This window comes from Polaromonas sp. P3_B4 (assembly GCF_056402835.1).
Genome location: NZ_JBFUGQ010000001.1, coordinates 2,981,147 through 3,001,151 on the forward strand (window position 1 = coordinate 2,981,147; position 20,005 = coordinate 3,001,151).

General features: G+C 63.8%; 16 protein-coding genes. 8 read left to right on the forward strand and 8 right to left on the reverse strand.

The genetic code is table 11. The features are described 5' to 3' along the window. Nucleotides 1-48: 48 nt before the first annotated feature. From AC1DVV_RS14190 to otsA, 7 genes are all read left to right on the forward strand, one after another. Nucleotides 49-1,005 carry a complex I NDUFA9 subunit family protein gene (locus AC1DVV_RS14190; protein WP_457281143.1) on the forward strand — a complete coding sequence of 319 codons (957 nt, stop codon included), beginning with the start codon at nt 49-51 and terminating at the stop codon, nt 1,003-1,005. A 439-nt stretch (nt 1,006-1,444) separates the two neighbouring features. After that, entirely contained in the window at nt 1,445-2,128 is a 684-nt protein-coding gene (locus AC1DVV_RS14195) for a glutathione S-transferase family protein (protein WP_457281144.1), read from the forward strand. A gap of 12 nt (nt 2,129-2,140) precedes the next feature. Further along, complete coding sequence (locus AC1DVV_RS14200; RefSeq protein ID WP_457281145.1) at nt 2,141-2,446, forward strand: NIPSNAP family protein; 306 nt, start codon at nt 2,141-2,143, stop codon at nt 2,444-2,446. A 53-nt stretch (nt 2,447-2,499) separates the two neighbouring features. Further along, complete coding sequence (locus AC1DVV_RS14205) at nt 2,500-3,789, forward strand: multifunctional CCA addition/repair protein (RefSeq protein WP_457281146.1); 1,290 nt, start codon at nt 2,500-2,502, stop codon at nt 3,787-3,789. A gap of 55 nt (nt 3,790-3,844) precedes the next feature. Continuing rightward, nucleotides 3,845-4,693, forward strand: coding sequence for a trehalose-phosphatase (gene otsB, locus AC1DVV_RS14210; protein WP_477690295.1), 849 nt, complete (start codon nt 3,845-3,847; stop codon nt 4,691-4,693). After that, nucleotides 4,690-6,549, forward strand: coding sequence for a glycoside hydrolase family 15 protein (locus tag AC1DVV_RS14215; protein WP_457281148.1), 1,860 nt, complete (start codon nt 4,690-4,692; stop codon nt 6,547-6,549). The genes otsB and AC1DVV_RS14215 overlap by 4 nt, the downstream gene beginning before the upstream one ends. Nucleotides 6,550-6,676: 127 nt before the next feature. Continuing rightward, nucleotides 6,677-8,059, forward strand: coding sequence for an alpha,alpha-trehalose-phosphate synthase (UDP-forming) (gene otsA / locus AC1DVV_RS14220; protein WP_457281149.1), 1,383 nt, complete (start codon nt 6,677-6,679; stop codon nt 8,057-8,059). A 661-nt stretch (nt 8,060-8,720) separates the two neighbouring features. Here the strand turns inward: otsA and AC1DVV_RS14225 are convergent. The 7 genes from AC1DVV_RS14225 to cadR form a co-directional block, all read right to left on the reverse strand. Then, nucleotides 8,721-9,212, reverse strand: a complete 492-nt coding sequence (locus AC1DVV_RS14225; RefSeq protein ID WP_477666604.1) for a thioesterase family protein — start codon at nt 9,210-9,212, stop codon at nt 8,721-8,723. 46 nt (nt 9,213-9,258) lie between these two features. Beyond that, complete coding sequence (locus AC1DVV_RS14230) at nt 9,259-11,289, reverse strand: acetyl/propionyl/methylcrotonyl-CoA carboxylase subunit alpha (protein ID WP_477702160.1); 2,031 nt, start codon at nt 11,287-11,289, stop codon at nt 9,259-9,261. Between the two features lie 48 nt (nt 11,290-11,337). After that, the gene (locus AC1DVV_RS14235; protein WP_477689651.1) at nt 11,338-12,516 is read right to left on the reverse strand and encodes an acyl-CoA dehydrogenase family protein; all 1,179 of its coding nucleotides are present in this window, start codon (nt 12,514-12,516) and stop codon (nt 11,338-11,340) included. Nucleotides 12,517-12,547: 31 nt separating this feature from the next. After that, nucleotides 12,548-14,206, reverse strand: coding sequence for an acyl-CoA carboxylase subunit beta (locus AC1DVV_RS14240; protein ID WP_477689650.1), 1,659 nt, complete (start codon nt 14,204-14,206; stop codon nt 12,548-12,550). Continuing rightward, entirely contained in the window at nt 14,203-15,087 is an 885-nt protein-coding gene (locus AC1DVV_RS14245) for an SDR family oxidoreductase (protein WP_477689649.1), read from the reverse strand. The genes AC1DVV_RS14240 and AC1DVV_RS14245 overlap by 4 nt, the downstream gene beginning before the upstream one ends. Then, nucleotides 15,084-15,812, reverse strand: coding sequence for a TetR/AcrR family transcriptional regulator (locus AC1DVV_RS14250; protein ID WP_477689648.1), 729 nt, complete (start codon nt 15,810-15,812; stop codon nt 15,084-15,086). The genes AC1DVV_RS14245 and AC1DVV_RS14250 overlap by 4 nt, the downstream gene beginning before the upstream one ends. A gap of 72 nt (nt 15,813-15,884) precedes the next feature. Further along, on the reverse strand, nt 15,885-16,418 hold the full coding sequence (gene cadR / locus AC1DVV_RS14255) for a Cd(II)/Pb(II)-responsive transcriptional regulator (RefSeq protein WP_477689647.1): 534 nt from the start codon (nt 16,416-16,418) through the stop codon (nt 15,885-15,887). Nucleotides 16,419-16,510: 92 nt separating this feature from the next. On the opposite strand from cadR, the gene AC1DVV_RS14260 reads away from it, so the two are divergent. After that, complete coding sequence (locus AC1DVV_RS14260) at nt 16,511-18,757, forward strand: heavy metal translocating P-type ATPase (protein WP_477702134.1); 2,247 nt, start codon at nt 16,511-16,513, stop codon at nt 18,755-18,757. A gap of 134 nt (nt 18,758-18,891) precedes the next feature. Here the strand turns inward: AC1DVV_RS14260 and AC1DVV_RS14265 are convergent, their stop codons facing one another. Next, complete coding sequence (locus AC1DVV_RS14265; RefSeq protein WP_457281158.1) at nt 18,892-19,959, reverse strand: ABC transporter substrate-binding protein; 1,068 nt, start codon at nt 19,957-19,959, stop codon at nt 18,892-18,894. Between the last annotated feature and the right edge of the window lie 46 nt (nt 19,960-20,005).

Here is a 20,005-nt window from a genome sequence, read left to right on the forward strand (position 1 = left end):
ATGAGCCAACCGGACGCAAGGCACGGTAAAAGCGCTAAATTAGGGGTTATGAAAAAAATCCTTCTTCTTGGCGGCACCGGCTTTGTCGGTGCGCACGTCTGCGAAAAGCTGGCACGCCTGCAATGCCGCGTCACCGTGGTCACACGCCGGCAGGCCAGCGCCCGCCACCTGCAAATGCTGCCGCTGGTCGATGTGATTGAGGCCGACGCCCACGATGCCTCCTCGCTGGCACCGCTGCTGGCCGGCCACGACGCCGTGGTCAACCTGATTGCCATCCTTCACGGCACAGAGGCCGCGTTCGACAAGGCGCATGTGCAACTGCCGCTGGAGCTGGCCCGGGCCTGTGAAGCCAGCGGCCTCAGGCGCATCGTTCACATCAGCGCCCTGGGCGCTTCGCCCGGTTCGGCATCGATGTACCAGCGCAGCAAGGCGCGCGGTGAAGCCGTGCTGCTCAGCACCGGGCTGGATGTGACCGTGCTGCGGCCCAGCGTGATCTTTGGCGCTGAAGACAAATTCCTCAACACCTTTGCCCGGCTCCAGCAGATCTTTCCGGTGGTTCCGCTTGCAGCCGCCGATGCGCGCTTTCAACCCGTCTGGGTGGAAGACGTCGCCGACGCCATCGTGCACTGCCTGCAAGACCCCGACACCGCCGGCCAGATCTATGAAGTTTGCGGGCCCGACGTGTTCACGCTGCGCCAGCTGGTCGGGCTGGCCGGCCGCTACGCCGGTATCAACGGTGGCAAAGGCCGTCCGGTGATCAGCCTGCCGGATTCCCTGGGGCGCCTGCAGGCGCGCCTCATGGAGCTCGCGCCCGGAGAGCCGCTGCTGAGCCGCGACAACCTCGACGCCATGGCCACCGACAACGTGGCCACCGGCAAGCTGCCCGGCCTGCAGGCACTGGGTGTCCACCCTGCCGCGCTGGATGCTGTGGGGCCTACTTATCTGGGAGCACAGGGCTTGCGCAGCGGGCTGACGGCTAAACGCAAAACCGCCGGCCGTTTTTAGGCCCCCACGGTGGAATAGGGCCCCCACGGTCGCTCACTTCGTGTAGCTCCCTGCCCCCCGAGGGGGCCGCCCGCCTGCGGCCTGGCAAAGCCGAAAACAGGCACACCCCTATCGGGCTCACTGTGTGTAGCCCTTTTCCCCTTGCAGGGGACTGTGCCTGTGGCCCGGCAAAGCCGGTTCCACGGCTCACGCTGGCTTGAAGAGTTCAATGGGCGTGATGAGTGCTAGGCTATTTCGCCAGCGGGGGCCGCGGGTCCGGCTTTGCCGGCCCCAGGCGCCGCCCCCTTGAGGGGGGAACGGGCTACACGCAGTGAGCCTGGACGGGGGTGGGCATTAATTCAGGGGATTTTTTGCATCAATAGCGCGTTGGTGCGGCGGTAGCATCGCAAGTCGTTTCACTTTGACTTCTTTCCTTCATCGTCAGCAGAACAGGGACACCATGCTCAAGCTCTACATCGGCAATAAAAACTACTCCTCCTGGTCCATGCGCCCCTGGGTGCTGCTCAAGCAGGCCGGCATTCCCTTTGAAGAAATCAAGCTGCGCTTTGACTCGTTCGATGCCAACTCGAGTTTCAAGGAAAAAATCGGCGGCGTGAACCCGACCGGCCGGGTGCCGGCGCTGGACGATGACGGTTTTGTCGTCTGGGACACGCTGGCGATTGCTGAATACCTCGCGGAACGCTTTCCCGAGAAAAAGCTCTGGCCGCAGGATGTGAAAGCGCGCGCCCGGGCGCGCAGCGTATGCGCTGAAATGCACAGCGGCTTTGGCGCGCTGCGTTCGGCCTGCCCCATGAACATCGAAGCAGACCTGTCGGACATGGGCCAGCTGATTTGGCGCGACAAATCGGCCGTGCGTGCCGACGTGCAGCGCATCGTCGAGATGTGGAGCGAGCTGCTGGAGCAGCACAAAGGCCCCATGCTGTTCGGCGAATTCAGCATTGCAGACGCTTTTTTTGCACCCGTCTGCATGCGCCTGAGCCGCTACGGCTTGCCGGTGCCTGCCGGGATCGGCGCTTACATCCAGCGCGTGAGCGCCTTGCCGGGCGTGAAAGCCTGGATCGACGACGCGCTGGCCGAGAACGATTTCCGCGAATTCGAAGAGCCCTACCGTGTCAAGCGCTGAGCGGGAGACATCATGGTCACCATCTATCTGCGCTACGTGCTCAACACCGCCAAACTCAAGGAGTTCGAGCACTACGGCAAGCTGTGGATTCCGCTGGTCGAGAAATTCGGCGGCACGCACCACGGCTACTTCATGCCCAGCGAAGGCGCCAACAACATTGCATTGGCCTTGTTCACCTTTGAGAGCCTGGCGGCCTACGAGATTTACCGCCAGAGCTCTTTTGCGGACCAGGAATGCCTGGCGGCTTTCAAATACGCGGAGACCACAGGCTGCATCATCAGCTACGAACGAAGCTTCTTCCGGCCGGTGTTCTCCTGAGTCCAGGCCTGGGGCCTATCCCCAGGCAAAGCCCAAGCCGCTAAACTGGCTGGATGCAGATTTACATGGTAGGTGGCGCGGTGCGCGATGCCTTGCTGGGCTTGCCCGTGCAGGATCACGACTGGGTGGTCGTGGGCGCCACACCCGAGGCGCTGGTCGCCCGGGGCTACCTGCCCGTGGGCAAGGACTTCCCCGTCTTCCTGCATCCCGATACCCGGGAAGAGTACGCACTGGCCCGCACCGAGCGCAAGACGGCACGCGGCTATCGCGGTTTTTTGGTGCACGCCGAGCCCGACGTCACGCTGGAGCAGGACCTAGCACGGCGCGACCTTACTATCAATTCGATAGCGGCTCCCGCTCGTCCAGAAACAGCCTCCACCAGTTTTGACCCCGACTTTTCGGCATTAATCGACCCGTTTGACGGGCAGCGGGACATCCGGGACAAGGTGTTGCGCCACGTGACGGATGCCTTTCGCGAAGACCCTGTCCGCATCCTGCGCCTGGCCCGCTTCGCCGCGCGCTTTCCGGATTTTTCCGTGGCGCCCGAAACCATGGCGCTGATGCAGGCGATGGTGACCGAAGGCGAAGCCGACGCGCTGGTGCCCGAACGCGTGTGGCAGGAGATCGCACGCGGGCTGATGGAAAAAACACCGTCCCGCATGTTCGAAGTGCTGCGCGAAAGCGGCGCGCTGCAAAAACTGCTGCCCGAAGTAGCGCGCCTGTGGGGCGTGCCCCAGCCCGCCGCTCACCACCCCGAGGTCGACACCGGCGTTCACCTGATGATGGTGCTGGACATGTCGGCGCAGCTTGAGGGCTCGCTGGCCGTGCGCTTTGCCTGCCTGTGCCACGACCTGGGCAAGGGCACGACACCGGCCGATGTGCTGCCGCGGCATATCGGCCACGAAGATCGCAGTGCCCAGCTGCTAAGAGACGTGTGCGAACGCCTGCGTGTGCCGGTGGAATGCCGCGAAATGGCCGACGTGGTGGCGCGTGAGCACGGCAACATCCACCGCAGTGAAAGCCTGAACGCCGCGTCCCTGGTGCGGTTGATGGAGCGCTGCGACGCCTTTCGCAAGCCGCAGCGTTTTTCCGATGTTCTGCTGGCCTGCGAATGCGATGCTCGCGGACGGTTGGGCCTGCAGAATTCGCCTTATCCCCAGCGGGCACGCCTGCTGGAGGCTTTATCCACGGCACAAGCGGTAGACACCCATCAGCTGGCGCTTCAAGCCCAGGCTGCGGGACGGGGCGGCCAGCAGATCGGCGAGGCCATTCACAGGGCGCGCGTCAACGCGGTGCAGGCCTGGAGCACCGATACAGGGCAGCCGCCGCCGGCTGGGCCGTGAAAAAGCGAAACCGGCCTACAGCCATTTGACGGAGGCCCTGCTAAGGTGAGAAGTGATGCATTCATCCTCATCACAACCCTTGGCACCGCCCTCGCCCGCAGCCGCTTCAGCAAACACACCGGCCTCCTCGCCGCTTCTGGATTTGCCGGCCATCGGAGCGCAAACCGCCCTCTTCCTGGACTTTGACGGCACCCTGGTCGACCTGGCGCCCCAACCCGAAGCCGTGCAACTGGTGGCCGGCCTGGTGCCGGCGCTGGCGCGGCTTTCAACACTGCTGGACGGTGCGCTGGCGATCGTGTCGGGTCGCACACTGGCCGACCTGGACGGCTTTCTGGCGCCGCTACGGCTTCCATCGGCGGCTGAACATGGTGCGCAGCGCCGCGTTGCGGGCGGCGTTGCCATCAGCCTGGCCGCGCCTGACCTGCAAGAGGTGGCGCGCCGCGCCGCGGAACTGATGGTGCACCATCCAGGTCTGCGCGTAGAGGTGAAATCCGCCGCGGTCGCCTTGCACTACCGCCATGCACCCGAGCTCGAGGCGCTTTGCCTGCAGGCCATGCAGGAGGCCGCTTCCAGCACGCCAGGCGTGGAACTGCTGCGCGGCAAATTCGTATTCGAGGTGAAGCCTGCTGGCGTCAGCAAAGGCACGGCCATTGAGGCCTTCATGGCCGAGCCGCCGTTTGCCGGGCGCATCCCTCTTTTTGTCGGCGACGACACCACCGACGAGGCCGGCTTCTCGGCGGTCCAGTTCATGGGCGGCGAGGGCATCAAGGTGGGCGAAGGCGCCACACTGGCGCGCTGGCGTTGCGCCTCGCCGGCCGCACTGCGGCTGTGGCTCGGTGATGCCCTTACATCCGACGCGCACGCATCACTCGCAAACGCAGCCACCCAGGGAGCCCACTCATGAGCGTCGCCGCCGACTCCCTTCACTTTGCGCCGCCCGCCCAGCCATCTCTGGCCATGGGCGTGATCGGCAACTGCGCCTTCAGTGCGCTGATCGACGCACGCGGCCGCATCGTCTGGTGCTGCCTGCCGCGGTATGACGGTGACCCGGTGTTCAATGCCTTGCTGGAGCCTCAGCCTGCACAAGACGACGCGACGTTCCCCGGCACGCCTGACTCCCAGTCCAGCGCCTTCGCCATCGAGATCGAGGACTTCGCCGAAGCAAAGCAATGGTATGAACCCAATACCGCCGTGCTGCGCACCCAGCTGTTCGACAAGCATGGCCAGGGCATCGAGATCACTGATTTCGCGCCGCGTTTTTTCAGCCGCTCGCGCTTTTTCAGGCCCATGACGATCGTGCGCCGCGTCAAACCCATCCACGGCGCGCCGCGCATCCGCGTATCGCTGGACATCCGCTTCGACTGGGGCCGGCGCAAGCCGCTGATCACCCAGGGCAGCAACCACCTGCGCTATGTGGGCGACGAGCTGACGCTGCGGCTGAACACCGACGTGTCGATTTCACACCTGCTGTCAAAGCAGCCTTTTGTGCTGACACGTGAGCACAATTTTCTGCTCGGCGCCGACGAGTCGCTGCCCGACGGCATTGCCGACACGGCGCGCCTGTTTGAGCAGGAAACCATTTCCTACTGGAAAAAATGGAGCCAGCGCCTGCACATTCCGCTGGAATGGCAGGAGGCCGTGATACGCGCAGCCATCACGCTCAAGCTTTCGCTCTTTGAAGACACCGGCGCCATCGTCGCCGCCATGACCACCAGCATTCCCGAGGCCCCCGGCAGCCAGCGCAACTGGGACTACCGTTATTGCTGGCTGCGCGACGCCTTTTTTGTGGTGCGCGCACTCAACAGCCTCTCGGAAGTCGGCACCATGGAAGACTACCTGCGCTGGCTCAGCAACGTGGTGGTGCAGTCCAAGGGCGGGCACATCCAGCCGCTCTACGGCATAGGCCTGGAGCGCGAGCTGCCCGAATCCACCATGTTGCACCTGGGCGGATACCGCGGCATGGGACCGGTGCGCGTGGGAAACCAGGCGCAGGAGCATTTCCAGCACGACGTCTACGGCAATGTGGTGCTGGGCGCGGCCCAGGCCTTTCACGACCATCGCCTGCTGCACCGCGCCGGCATTGCCGAATTCAAGCGGCTCGAGGAAGTTGGCGAGCAGGCCGTGCACAGCTATGACAAGCCAGACGCCGGCATGTGGGAGCTGCGCACGCGCGCGCGTATCCACACCTCATCGGCCCTGATGTGCTGGGCCGCCTGCGACCGGCTGGCCAAGATCGCGCTGGTGCTCAAGCTGCAGGATAGGGCCGACTACTGGCGCCGCCATGCGGCAGTGATGCAGGAACGTATCCTGCGCGAATCCTGGAGCGAAGAACGCCAGGCCTTTGCCGAAAGCTTTGGCGGGCGCGACCTCGACGCCAGTGTGCTCTTGATGATTGAAGTGGGTTTTATCGACCCCAAAGACCCGCGCTTTGTCGCCACGGTAGACGCGCTGGAAACCCATTTGTGCGACGGCCCCTACATGCGCCGCTATGAGGCACCGGACGATTTCGGCAAGCCCGAAACGGCCTTCAACATCTGCACCTTCTGGCGCATTGACGCGCTGGCACGCATAGGCCGCAAGGAGCAGGCCCGCGAAATTTTCAACACCATGCTGGCCGCGCGCAACCATGTGGGCCTGCTCTCGGAAGACACGCATCCCGTGACCGGCGAGATGTGGGGGAATTTTCCGCAGACGTATTCGATGGTGGGGATCATCAATGCGGCAGTGCGCTTGTCTGCGTCTTGGGAATCTCAAGTATGACTATGAATGTGGCTCACCCCCGTCGGTGGCTCACTGCGTGTAGCCCCTTCCCCCCTTCCAGGGGACGGCGCCTGCGGCCCGGCGAAGCCGGTTCCGCGGCCCCTGCTGGGCTGGAAGGTCGCAGCCTATGAGTCGCCTGGTTGTTGTTTCGAATCGCGTGGCGGATCCGCGCAAGGCGGCGGCCGGTGGGCTTGCTGTGGCACTCGGGGACGCGCTGAACGCTACCGGTGGGCTATGGTTCGGATGGAGCGGCACGGTCGTTGAGGGCGGTGCCGCCGGTGAAGGCGAGCTGCATGTGCAGCAGGCGGGCAACATCAAGCTGGCCACGGTGGACCTGTCGGCCGAAGACCATGCCGGCTACTACCTGGGCTACAGCAATGGCGTGCTCTGGCCGGTATTTCATTACCGGCTGGACCTGGCGCGTTTTGACACGGGCTTTATCGAGGCCTACCGCCGCGTGAACCGGCTGTTTGCGCACAAGCTCATGGGTCTGCTGCAGCCCGACGACATCATCTGGATCCACGACTACCACCTGATCCCCATGGCGGCCGAATTGCGCGCCATGGGCTGCAACAACCGCATCGGTTTTTTCCTGCACATTCCGTTGCCGCCGCAGCAGGTGCTGGCCGCCATTCCCCAGCACGAATGGCTGATGCGTGCGCTGTTCGCCTACGACCTGGTCGGTTTCCAGAGTGAAAACGATTTGCTGCACTTCTCGCGCTACGTACAGGCCGAAGCCGGCGCGGTGGCGCTGGGCGACAACCGCTTCAGGGCCTTTCACCGCACTGTGCGCGCGGGCGCTTTTCCCATCGGCATAGACGTGGACGAGTTCGCGGCGCTCACGCACGCGCAGGATGCGCGCGACATGTACGAACGCATGAAGGAAGAGTATTCACGCCGCAAGCTGCTGCTGGGTGTGGAGCGGCTCGACTATTCCAAGGGCTTGCCGCAGCGGCTGCGGACGTTTGAAATCTTGCTGAAAAAGTACCCGGAAAATCTCCGCAGCGCCACGCTGATCCAGATCGCCTCGCCCAGCCGTGAGGACATGGGAACCTACACCGATCTGCTGCAGGAACTGGAAAGCCTGTGCGGCGCCATCAACGGCAATTTCGGTGAGCTCGACTGGATGCCCGTTCGCTACATCCACCGCAACGTGGCGCGCAAGCGCCTGCCGGGTTTGTACCGCGTGGCGCGGGTGGCGCTGGTCACACCGCTGCGCGACGGCATGAACCTGGTGGCCAAGGAATTCATCGCCGCGCAGGACCCGGCCGACCCCGGGGTGCTGGTGCTGTCCCGCTTTGCGGGGGCTGCGGAGCAACTGGAAGACGCGTTGCTGGTCAATCCCTACGACATCGACGGTACTGCGGACACCGTACAGCGTGCGCTTCAAATGCCGCTGGAGGAGCGGCAGGCGCGGCATCAGAAGCTGCTCAAGACCATCCGGGAACGCGATGTGCATTGGTGGCGCAGGGAGTTTCTTAACGCCCTCGGCTACGAGGGACCGGCTTAGTTGCCGGTTCTTGCTCTGGCCTTAGCGCTCTTTGCTGAGGGTTGCTGGCCGGGGGTTGCCCGGCATGCAAGTAACTTTCTTTTGCTTCGCCAAAAGAAAGTCACCAAAGAAAAGGCGACCCTGGTTCCTGCGTCCCTACGCTTCGCTGCGGGCAACCTGCGGTGCTCGGTCCAGCCGGGGTCTCGCTCGAACTCGCCTTCGGCTCAAACAATCGCGATCCCTGATCCGCCTGAACCTGCGCTCCTCGGCGCATCCAGAAGGGCAAATCGGGAACGGGGACAAAATGCCAAAGACAAATACCAACTCCAATACCAACAAGGACACGCCATGGCGTGTCCTTGTTTCTTCCGTATTCGGGTTCTTGTTTTTGGCTGTTGGTATTCCTTCCCCCACCCCTTGTGGATGCGCCGAGGAGCGCAGGGCCAGACGGATCAGGGCAAAAACTTGTTTGAGCCGAAGGCGAGTTGTTTTTGACCCCGGCTGGATCGAGCACCGCAGGTTGCCCGTAGCGAAGCGGAGGGACGCAGGAACCAGGGTCACCTTTCTTTTGCTTACTTTTCTTTGGCGAAGCAAAGAAAAGTGAGTTGCATGCCGGGCAACCCCCGGCCAGCAACCCTCAGCAAAGAGCGCTAAGGCCGGAGCAAGAGCCGGCCAAGAAAACTTAAGAAACGATATAAGCCCCAGCCCCAGTAGAAAACAACTTCCCGTCAACCCCCAGAAACTCCATCCGCGTACTCGCCACCCGAGACCCCAGCCGCATCACCTCAGCCCGCAACTCAAAAAACTCACTGATGCCAGGCCGCAAATAATCCACCCGCAGATCGATGGTGCCCAGCTTGGCAAAGCGGTGCAGCCGCTGCATCGGCGATTCGTCCATGTGGCGCGCGCCTATGGCCGCCATCACGGCGAGTCCGCCCATGGCGTCCAGACCGGCGCTGATCACGCCGCCGTGGATGCGGTTGTGGGCGTAGTGGCCGATCAGCTCGTTGCGCATGTCGATGCGGGCGGTGACCCGCTCCGCCGTCACCGAGGTGATCTTCAGCCCCAGCAGTTTGTTGAAAACGATTTTTTCCTCGAACAGCTCTTTGAGGCTGGCGACAAATTCCGGCTCGAACTCAATCGCGCCGGTGGGGGTGGGCTGTGTTTTGGTCATGGCGTCAATTGTCGTGCAGCGAAATCTTTCCTGATTTTCCGGGTTCTCATGCCTTGGCCTCATCGAATCTCAGCAACACCTGCCCGGTACTTGTTTGCTGACCCACCTCTGCCATCACAGCCGCCAGCACGGCATCGTGCGGGGCATTGACCGCGTGCTCCAGCTTCATGGACTCAATCACCAGCAGCGTGTCACCGCGCTTCACGGCTTGGCCGGGCGCCGCATGGACAGCAATCACCTTGCCGTTGAAGGGCGCCCGCAACTCCCGCGCGGCTGCAACACCGCCGGATGCCGCCGGTTCCAACGTGGCATCTTCCAGAAACAGGTCCACAGAGCCCGTCTGCACATGCCAGCGTGCGCCGGGTTGCCCGGCAGACTCCTTCAGGCGAACCGCCGATATGCGCTGCCCGGTCTGGCCTGTGCCTACCGTCAGAGCGCCATCGGGTCCCTGTGTGATCACCGCCTGCAACACCTCGCCGCCCGTTTCAATTTCCAGCGCGCCCCCGCCCAGCTCACGTATGCGCAGATCCAGCAGCTGCCCACGGTGGCGCAGCCGGACCGGCCTGGGAAACGGGCACGGCAGGCTGTTTGCGGCACTGTTTGAATCAATACTTTGATAGAAAATGGCCGCCAGACCATACGGCACAAGCGCAAGCAGCTCCTCTTTTTGTAGCGCTCCGCGTATCGTATCGCCCTGCTCCGCCAGAAAAGGAATCAGCGCATGCCCGGCGCGGAACACCGGATGAGCAAGACAAGCCGACAAAAACTGCCGGTTGGTGGGCAGGCCCAGCACTTCTGTACGGCCCAGCACCGCCACCAGCCGGTCTATGGCTTGCTCACGTGTCGCGGCATGCACCACCAGCTTGCCCAGCATGGAGTCGTAGTGCGGTGACACCACCTGGCCTTCAAACAGCGCGTGGTCAAAGCGAGCTTCGCCGGGTTCGCGAAAGCGCCGGACCGTGCCTGTGTGCGGCGTGAAATTCTCGTCTTCGGTACACAGGCGCACCTCAATCGCATGACCGCTAAACACCACCTGATCCTGTGCAAGAGGCAGCGGCTCGCCTTGCGCTACGCGCAGCTGCCATTCGACGAGATCAAGGCCTGTGACGGCTTCGGTGACTGGGTGCTCCACTTGCAGGCGCGTATTCATTTCCATCAGAAAGAAACTAGCCCCCACGCTTGCCACTTCGTGTGCTGCACGAGGCCTTGCAGGCCGTGGCCCGGCGGCGCTCAAGTCAGGCCCATCAACCAGAAACTCCACCGTCCCCGCACCTACATAACCCGCCGCTTGCGCCAGCTTGACGGCCGCGCCACACATCCGCGCACGCAGCGCCGCATCCAACGCGGGGCTGGGCGTTTCTTCAATGATCTTCTGGTGACGGCGTTGCACCGAGCAGTCGCGCTCGCCCAGATGAATGCAATGGCCGTGGGCGTCGGCAAACACCTGCACCTCGACATGGCGCGGATTCAACAAAGCCCGCTCCATCAGCAGCTCCCCGCTGCCAAAGGCCGAGAGCGCTTCAGAGCGGGCGCTTTGCAGCGCGGCCGAAAGGTGTGCGGCATCCCGCACCAGCCGCATGCCGCGCCCGCCGCCGCCCGCCACGGCCTTGACCATCAGCGGGTAACCGATGCGCGCGGCTTCGGCTTCAAAGCGCGCGTCGGACTGGTCATGACCCTGGTAGCCCGGCAGGCAGGGTACGCCTTGCGCCGCGGCGAGTTGCTTGGCAGCCGACTTGCTGCCAAGCTGCCGGATCGCAGCCGGCGGCGGCCCCACCCAGGTCAGCCCCGCCGCAATCACCGCGTCGGCAAAGGCGGCGTTCTCGCTGAGGAAGCCGTAACCCGGATGCACCGCATCGGCGCCGCTGGCCTCGGCCGCAGCAACCAGTTTGTCGATGCGCAGATAGGAGTCGGCGGAACTGACACCTCCCAGCGCATGGGCGATATCCGCCTCCTGCACATGCAGCGCACCGGTATCGGCGTCTGAATACACCGCCACCGTCTGCATGCCCATGGTTCTCGCGGTGCGCATGATGCGGCGGGCAATCTCCCCACGATTGGTCACCAGCAGGCGGCGGATGCTCTTCATGCAGGCGCCCCGCTCCGTACGCCAGGCATGGCCATGAACTCAGCCACCCTTCTTGCCGGGCTTGGCCACGCCCATCATTTTGGCGATGATCCCCATCATGACTTCGTCGGCCCCGCCGCCTATGGAGGCCAGGCGACCGTCGCGGAACATGCGCGCTACCTTGTTCTCCCAGGTGTAGCCCATGCCGCCCCAGAACTGCAGGCAGGTGTCGGGCACCAGGCGGTTGAGCCGCCCGGCCTTGAGCTTGGCCATGGAGGCCAGCTCGGTCACATCCTGGCCCTGCACATAGAGCTCGCAGGCGCGATACGTCATGGCGCGCAGGCTCTCGACTTCGGTCTTTATCTCGGCGAGCTTAAACTGCACCCATTGCTGGTCAGCCAGCGTGGCGCCGAAAAGCTTGCGCTCGTGCGCCCACTCGACCGTCCATTCAATGCAGTTGGACAGCGACTGGATGCAACTGGCCGCACACCACAGGCGCTCTTCCTGGAACTGCATCATCTGGTAGACAAAGCCCGAGCCTTCGCTGCCGATCAGGTAACGCTGCGGCACACGCACTTCGTCAAAGTAGATCAGGCCGGTGTCGGATGAGTTCATGCCGATTTTTTTGATCTTCTTGGCCGCTTCAATGCCTTTACGCAGCTTGCCCTTGTCGCGCATGGGCACCATGACCAGGCTCTTGTTTTTGTGCACAGGGCCCTCACCGGTGTTGACCAGCATGCACATCCAGTCGGCCTGCAGGCTGTTGGTGATCCACATCTTCTGGCCGCTGATGATGTAGTCGCCGCCATCCTTGCGGGCTTGGCTTTTGATGGAGGCAACGTCGCTGCCGGCACCTGGCTCGCTCACACCGACGCAGCCCACGGCATCGCCGGCAATCGCTGGAGCGAGGAATTCACGCTTGAGCTCGTCGCTGCCGAAGCGCGCCAGGGCCGGCGTGCACATGTCGGTCTGCACGCCGATGGACATGGGGACGCCGCCGCAATCGATATGGCCCAACGCTTCGGCCATGGCCATGGCGTAGGAGTAGTCCAGGCCCGAGCCACCGTATTCCTCAGATTTGGTCAGGCCCAGCATGCCCAGGTTGCCGAGCTTCTTGAACACTTCATGCGCCGGGAATATTTCGGCGGCTTCCCATTCATCGACGTGCGGGTTGATCTCGGCATCAATGAAACGCTTGAGAGTTTTCTGGATTTCGAGGTGTTCGTGGGTGTACTGCATTTTTGTCTCCGGTTCTTTTTTGACTGAAGTGCTACATGCGCGCCACGCCAAACTGCATGGGCCTGAGCTGCCGCGCATCGGCCTCGGCGCACATTGCCAGGCACTGCGCCAGCACCGCGCGTGTGTCGCGCGGGTCGATGACACCGTCGTCCAGCATCAGGCCCGAGGTGCAGAACACATCGGCCTGCGCCTCGAACATGGCGACGATCTTGTCGTACTGGGCTTGCGACTGGGCCGGGTCCGGTACAAGGCCCTTGCGTGCCAGGGCCGCCTCACCCACGATCTGCATGGTGCGCGCGGCCTGTTCGCCGCCCATCACCGCCGTTTTGGCACCGGGCCAGGTGAAGAGAAAGCGCGGCGCGTAGCCGCGGCCGCACATGCCGTAGTTGCCCGCGCCAAATGAAGCGCCGCACTGGATGGTGATTTGCGGCACCGTGGCATTGGTCACCGCCTGGATCATCTTGGAGCCGTGCTTGATCATGCCGGCCTGCTCGCTCTCCTTGCCCACCATATAGCCGGTGGTGTTTTGCAAATAGACGATGGGGTGGCCCAGCTGGCACATCAGCTGGATGAAGTGCGTGGCCTTGTTGGCGCCGGCCACATCAATCGGGCCGTTGTTGCTGATGATGCCGACGGCACGGCCGTCAATCGATGCCTGCACGCACACCGTGGCCGCACCGTAGAGCGCTTTGAAAGGCAGAAAATCGGAACCGTCCACCAGCCGGGCGATTACCTCGTGCATGTCCAGCGGCTGGCGCAGGTCGCTGGGGAGCAGGCCCAGCAGCTCGTCAGGCGGGTAAACAGGTTCGCAAGGGGAATCCTTGTTTGCTATTAAATTGGTAGCTGCTTGCGCTCGTTCTGCTTTGGTTTCAGCCCGATTTGACCATGAAGTCCGGGCCACAACTTCTCTGGCCAGTCCCAGCGCGTGGCGATCGTCGTCGGCCAGTTGTTCGCCCAGGCCTGACACGCCGGTGTGCATTTCAGCGCCACCCAGTTCTTCTTCGGTCGCCACCTCGCCGGTGGCGGCCATCAGCAGCGGCGGGCCGGCAAGGAAAGCGCGGGAACGCTTGCGCACCATGATGACCACGTCGCTCAGGCCCGGCATGTAGGCGCCCCCCGCCGTGCCCGAACCGTGCTGCACGGTGATCACGGGAATGCCCGCCGCCGACAGGCGCGCCAGGTTGCGAAAGAGGCTACCGCCGTGCACAAAGCCTTCGACCCGGTAGCGCATGAGGTTGGCGCCCGCGCTTTCCACCAGGTGGATAAAGGGCAGCTTGTTTTGCAGCGCGATCTCCTGCACGCGCAGGATCTTTTCCAGCCCCATGGCCTGGACGGCGCCGGCTTCTATGCCCGAGTCACTGGCCACCACCATGCAGCGCACACCGCTCACAAAGCCGATGCCGGCCACCACGCCGCCGCCCGGCACCGACTGGGCCGCGTCCTTGTTGTCCTGCAGGTAACCCGCGAGGGAACACAGGCCCAGCCAGGGCGCCCCCGCATCCAGCAGCAAAGCCACACGCTCACGCGGCAGCAACTGGCCGCGCTTTTCAAAGGCGGGCCGTGATTTGGCGGAGGCGGCGGCGCTGCGCTCTTCCAGTGCGCGCAGTGCGGCGATGCGCGACAGCATCGCCTCACGCCACTGCGAGGCTTGTGGCGATTGCGCATTCCACGCAGACTGGAACAGCGTCATGACTGGAAGACCTTGGGGGTTTCTGCCAGGTGAAAGCCGTCGAAGGGCGTGATCGCCTCACGCTGCAGCGCTTCAGCATCGGGCCGCCGCATGGGCCAGCCCATGCGCATCTGGGGCCTGGCGCCGTCGACGCGCAAGGTGCTGCCACTGACGAAGTTGGCGGCCTTGCTGAGCAGGAAGACGACGGCCGCCGAGGTTTCGCTTTCGGTGCCGAAGCGGCCCAGTGGCACCGTGTGGCGCATCTCGCGCAGCATGGGGCCGGCCTCGGGCGGGTAGTGGTCCATGCCGCTGGAGGCGATGTAGCCGGGTGCCACCGCGTTCACCCGCACGCCGCTATGGGCCCATTCGGCCGCCGCGGTTTCGGTGAAGCTCACCATGCCGGCGCGCGCCGCGCCGCTGTGGCCCATGCTGGGCATGGAACCCCACATGTCGGCCACGATGTTGACGATGCTGCCCCCTTTGCCTTGCATTGCCTGCAAATAGCATTCCCGCGCCATCAAAAATCCGCCTGTCAGGTTGGTGTTGATCACAGCCTCCCAGCCCTTGGCGCTGATGGATTCCAGCGGCGTGATGTACTGGCCACCCGCGTTGTTGACGAGCCCATCGATACGGCCCTGCGCCACCACGATGGCGGTGATGGTGGTCTTGACGGCCTCTTCCTGGCGGATGTCGCAGGGGTGAAAACTCACGCGACCGCCCTGCGCCACGATTTCGCCGGCCACGCTGTGGAGTTTCTCGATATTCCTGCCTATCAGCACCACATGCGCGCCCAGCGCGGCGAGTTCATGCGCGATACAGCGGCCAATGCCGGAGCCGCCGCCGGTGACAACAATGACCTGGCCGGAAAAAAGGCCGGGCTGGAACACGGATTGGTAGCTCATGCGCGGACCTTTCTTGCCGGGGATTTCGGAGTCTTTTCGCCAATGAACAGCGCCATGGCCGCATCCGCCAGATCATCCAGCGATGCATCTTTCTTGGCGTCAAACCACTGCACCGACCAGTTGAGTGCGCCAAAAATCAAAAGGCGCGACAGCTTCACCGGCCCCTTGAGTTGCCCTGCGGTGGCTAGCGCCTCCAGCACCGGCTCCCACACGGCTTCGTAGTCGCCCTGCAGCTTTGCCAGCAGGTTGCGCTGCCGGGCTGTGATGGAACGCGACTCGTAAAGCATCACAGGGATGAAGTCGCTGCCGGGGCCCAGCAGCACGTCAAAGTGGTTGCGGATCAGCACGCGCAGCAGCGCTGGCGCCTCAGCGGTAGAGAGCCCCGCCGCCTGCAGGGCCGCAGCCTGGCGTTGAATCGCCGAGCGCATGCCCTCTTCCATCACGGCATGGAGCAGCGCGCCCTTGCTTTTGAAGTGATAGAAGGGCGAGCCGCTGTGCATGCCGACGGCCGCCGCGATGTCGCGCGTGCTGGTGGCGTCAAAGCCTTTTTTCCGGAACAACCTGGCGGCCGCATTGACGAGTTCGACCCGCCGGTTGCCGTCGTCGCGTTCGTCCAGGGTTTTGCGCGGCCGGCCGCGCGGACGCTTTTCAGCACTGTCGGTTGCGGTTTTCGAAGAGGTATGAGCGCGTGCGGCAGGTCGCGAACGCGCGGCAGGTTTGTCCATAAGGACGGACCTTAGCAAAACCCTGTATTTTTAGCAAGCAAGTGCTTTGTAAAAATACCGGGCCGCGTTTCGTCACTTGCGCTCGGCAGCCGCCTTGCCGGTAGCGGGCTTTTGGCGGCCCTCTTCTTTGGCGGGCACACCGACCTGCGGGTGCGCGCCGTGGATATGCGCATGGCCGCGCCCGGCGGGGGTACGGTTCTGGCTTTGCCGCAGTGCAGCTTTTTCCAGGCCGCTGAGGATGCCGCAGTCGCCCGCGGCCTGGCCGCTGGCGCACTGCTCACGCAAAATCTTGAGGTCTTTTTCCAGCGCCTTGAGTTCGCGGATGCGTGTGGCGACGTGGCTGATGTGCTCGTCCAGCAGGCTGTTGACGTCGTCGCAGCTGCCGGCCGGCGCGTCCTTGAAGTTCAGCAGCGCGCGAATTTCCGCCAGCGTCATGTCCAGCGACCGGCAGTGGCGTATGAAGGCCAGGCGCTGCACATGGCTTTCGTCATAGATGCGGTAATTGGCGTCGGTGCGCGCCGCTTCGGGCAACAGACCCTCACGTTCGTAGTAACGAATGGTTTCCGTCTGGGTCTGCGCGGTTTTGGCCAGTTCTCCGATTTTCATGGCGACTCCTTGAACATCGTCCCAACATCGCTGTAGGGTCACTTCAGCAGCCAGCTTGACTCTAAGGCCGCTACAGGGTTTCCAATTAGGCCATGAAATCTGAAAAAAACCTTGTTTCCGGCCTCGATGCCCCTACCGGCGACTGCTGTGGCGGCGCCCACGCCACACACGCACCTGTATCCAATGCCACGGGTGCCGCGGGGCGGATTTTCCGCATCGCCACCATGGACTGCAGCGCCGAAGAGTCTGACATCCGGCGCGCGCTGGAGCCGATCGCCGGTATCCGGTCGCTGGGCTTCCAGCTGGGCGCACGCACGCTGCGAATAGACGCCAGCGAAGAAGCCTGTGCGACTGCCCTGGACGCGATCCGCAAGGCCGGGTTTGACCCTCAGCCTGCCCAGGGTGCCAGCACGCATACAGGCGGCCATGACCATGAGGGGCATGCGCACGACCACAGCCATGACGGCGGCTTTGGCAGCGGCGCCACCCGCCTGGCCGCGGCGCTGCTGCTGGCCGTGGGCGCCGAGGCTGTGTCATTTTTCGCGCCCGAGCTGCTGGCCTGGAAAATCGCCGGCATGGCGGTGGCGGCGCTGGCTATTGGCCTGGCCGGCCTGGACACCTATAAAAAGGGCATGGCCGCCCTGCTGCGCGGCAGGCTCAACATCAACGCGCTGATGTCGGTCGCCGTCACCGGCGCTTTCCTGATCGGGCAGTGGCCGGAAGCCGCGATGGTGATGGCGCTCTATGCCATTGCCGAGCTGATCGAAGCCAAAGCCGTGGACCGCGCGCGCAATGCCATCAAGGGCCTGCTGGACATGGCGCCAGAACAGGCCTTGATGCAGGGCGAAGACGGCGCGTGGGCCAACACGCCGGTGGCCGCCGTGCCGCTGCAGGCCCTGGTGCGCATACGCCCCGGCGAGCGCATACCGCTGGACGGCCTGGTGACCCAGGGCAGCAGCGCGGTCAACCAGGCGCCCATCACCGGCGAAAGCATTCCGGTCGACAAGGAGCCCGGCGACAGCGTCTTTGCGGGCACCGTCAACGAAACCGGTGAGATCGAGATCCGCGTCACGGCGGCGGCCGGCAACACCACGCTGGCACGCATCATCCACGCTGTCGAGCAAGCCCAGGGCAGCCGTGCGCCCACGCAACGTTTTGTCGACCGCTTTGCCGCCGTCTACACGCCGGCCGTGTTCGCCATCGCCGTTGCGGTCGCCGTGTTGATGCCGCTGCTGGCGGGCCTGAGCTGGCAGGAGTCGATCTACAAGGCGCTGGTGCTGCTGGTAATCGCCTGCCCCTGCGCCCTGGTGATTTCCACGCCCGTCACGGTGGTGAGCGGGCTCTCGGCCGCCGCGCGCCGGGGCATCCTGATCAAGGGCGGCACCTACCTCGAGCAGGCGCGCCTGCTCAAAGCCATTGCGCTCGACAAGACCGGCACCATCACGGAGGGCAAGCCCCAGTTGGTGGATTGGCGTACCTGGGGCAATGCAGACGCAGCGGTGGCCGCACAGCTGGCCGCCGGCATGGCCTCACGATCTGATCATCCGGTTTCCAAAGCGATTGCAGCGGGCCTGAACACCGAAGCCGCCGACGTGCAAGCCTTCAAGGCCCTGCCGGGCCGGGGCGTTGAGGGAACGGCCCAGGGCCAGCGCCTCGTGTTGGGCAATCACCGCCTTATCCATGAGCTGGGCTTGTGCGGCGTGGAGCTGGAAACTGAACTCGCCCGGCATGAACAGCAAGGCCGCACGGTGACACTGCTGGCCGACGGCACGCGCGTGCTGGCCCTGTTCGCAGTGGCCGACACCATCAAGCCAACGTCCCGGCAGGCGATTGCCGACCTGAAGGCGCTGGGCGTCACGCCCGTGATGCTGACCGGTGACAACGCCGCCACGGCGCGCGCCATCGCAAGCCAGGCCGGCATCGACGACGCCCGCGGCGACCTGCTGCCCGAGGCCAAGCTCGACGCCATTCGCGAAATGCAGCGGCACTACGGCGCCACCGGCATGACGGGCGATGGCATCAACGACGCACCGGCGCTGGCGCAGGCCGACATCGGCTTCGCCATGGGCGGCGCCGGCGCCGACACAGCCATGGAAGCGGCCGACGTGGTGATCATGAACGACAACCTGGAGCGGGTGGCCGAAACGGTGCGGCTGTCAAAACGCACGCACGCCATCCTGTGGCAGAACATCAGCCTGGCACTGGGCATCAAAGGCATCTTCCTGCTCCTGGCCGTTTTCGGCACGGCGACGATGTGGATGGCGGTGTTTGCCGACATGGGCGCCAGCCTGCTGGTGGTGGGCAATGGCTTGCGTTTGCTGCGCGGCCGGCACAATTAAATTGCTATAGATTTAGTAGCTTCTCGCGCACATCCCTATTGACCCGAGGACCTAAAAGTACAAAACCCGAAGTGACTCAGGAAGCCTGCTTCGGGTTTTTGCATGCGCCTGCGAAAGGCGCTGGCAATGGATGATCAGCGCTCGACTGTCTTGTTCCAGCGCGCATTCCAGGCTGGGCGGTTCTCGTTGATGGCATCCCAATCCACCGTAGTCGCCGTCTTCATGTAGGTGTTCATCTGGGTCACAAGCGCGGCAGCCTTGCCACTGGCCTTGGTTTTGGGGTTGGACGGGATCTGGTCGCCAAACTCCAGCGCCGCAGCCTGCGCCTCAGGCGACAGCAGGTACTGGGCAAGCTTGTGGGCCAGCGCGGGTTCACTGTTCTTCGCAATCACGCATTCACCGACCGTCAGCACGGCCGAGCCTTCCTTGGGCTGCACATATTCCACCGGCAGGCCTTTTTCCTTGAGCACGCCGACGGCGGTGGGCGTGAGGGGGAACATCGCGGCCTCGCCGGTCTGCACCATTTCAGCCAGCTTGGCCGAGCTCGGGATGTACTCGAGCACATTGGGTCCTATGGTCGTGGGCCAGGCCTTGAAGCCGGGCTCCACGTTCTTGTCGTTGCCGCCCTGGATGCGGTTGAACAGCAGGAAGCCGTGCAGGCCGAAGGTCGACGACGACAGCGACTGGAACACCACCTTGCCCTTGTACTTCGGGTTGGCCATGTCCATCCACGAGGTGGGCGGAGCCCAGCCTTTTTCGGTGAACATCTTCTTGTTGTAGGCAATGCCGGTCATGCCGATGTTGACGCCGGCGGCCATATCGCCCTTGAAGCGTGCCGTGGGAAACAGGTCATTCAGCGCAGGGGTGGCCTGCATCTTCTCGCACAGGCCCATGCCGATGGCGCGGTACATGATGCCGTCGTCCAGGAACATCACGTGCATCTGCGGGTTGTCCTTGTTGGCCTGCGCCTTGGCCAGGATATCCGAGGAAGTGCCGGGCACGACCACGACCTTGACGTTGTTGGCCTTCTCGAATGCACCGAAGACGTTCTCGGTGTAGGTTTTTTCCATGGTGCCGCCGTTCATGCCGATGTACAGCGTCTTGGTCTGGGCCATGGCGTTTCCGCCGGCCAGGCCGGCGGCTGCAACGGCAAGCGACACCGCTGTAGCGCGGGCGGTCAGGAATCGTAGGGAGATGTTCATGGAAAGCTCCTGGTGGCGTTGGTGAAGTGAAGGCAGTGAAATCGAG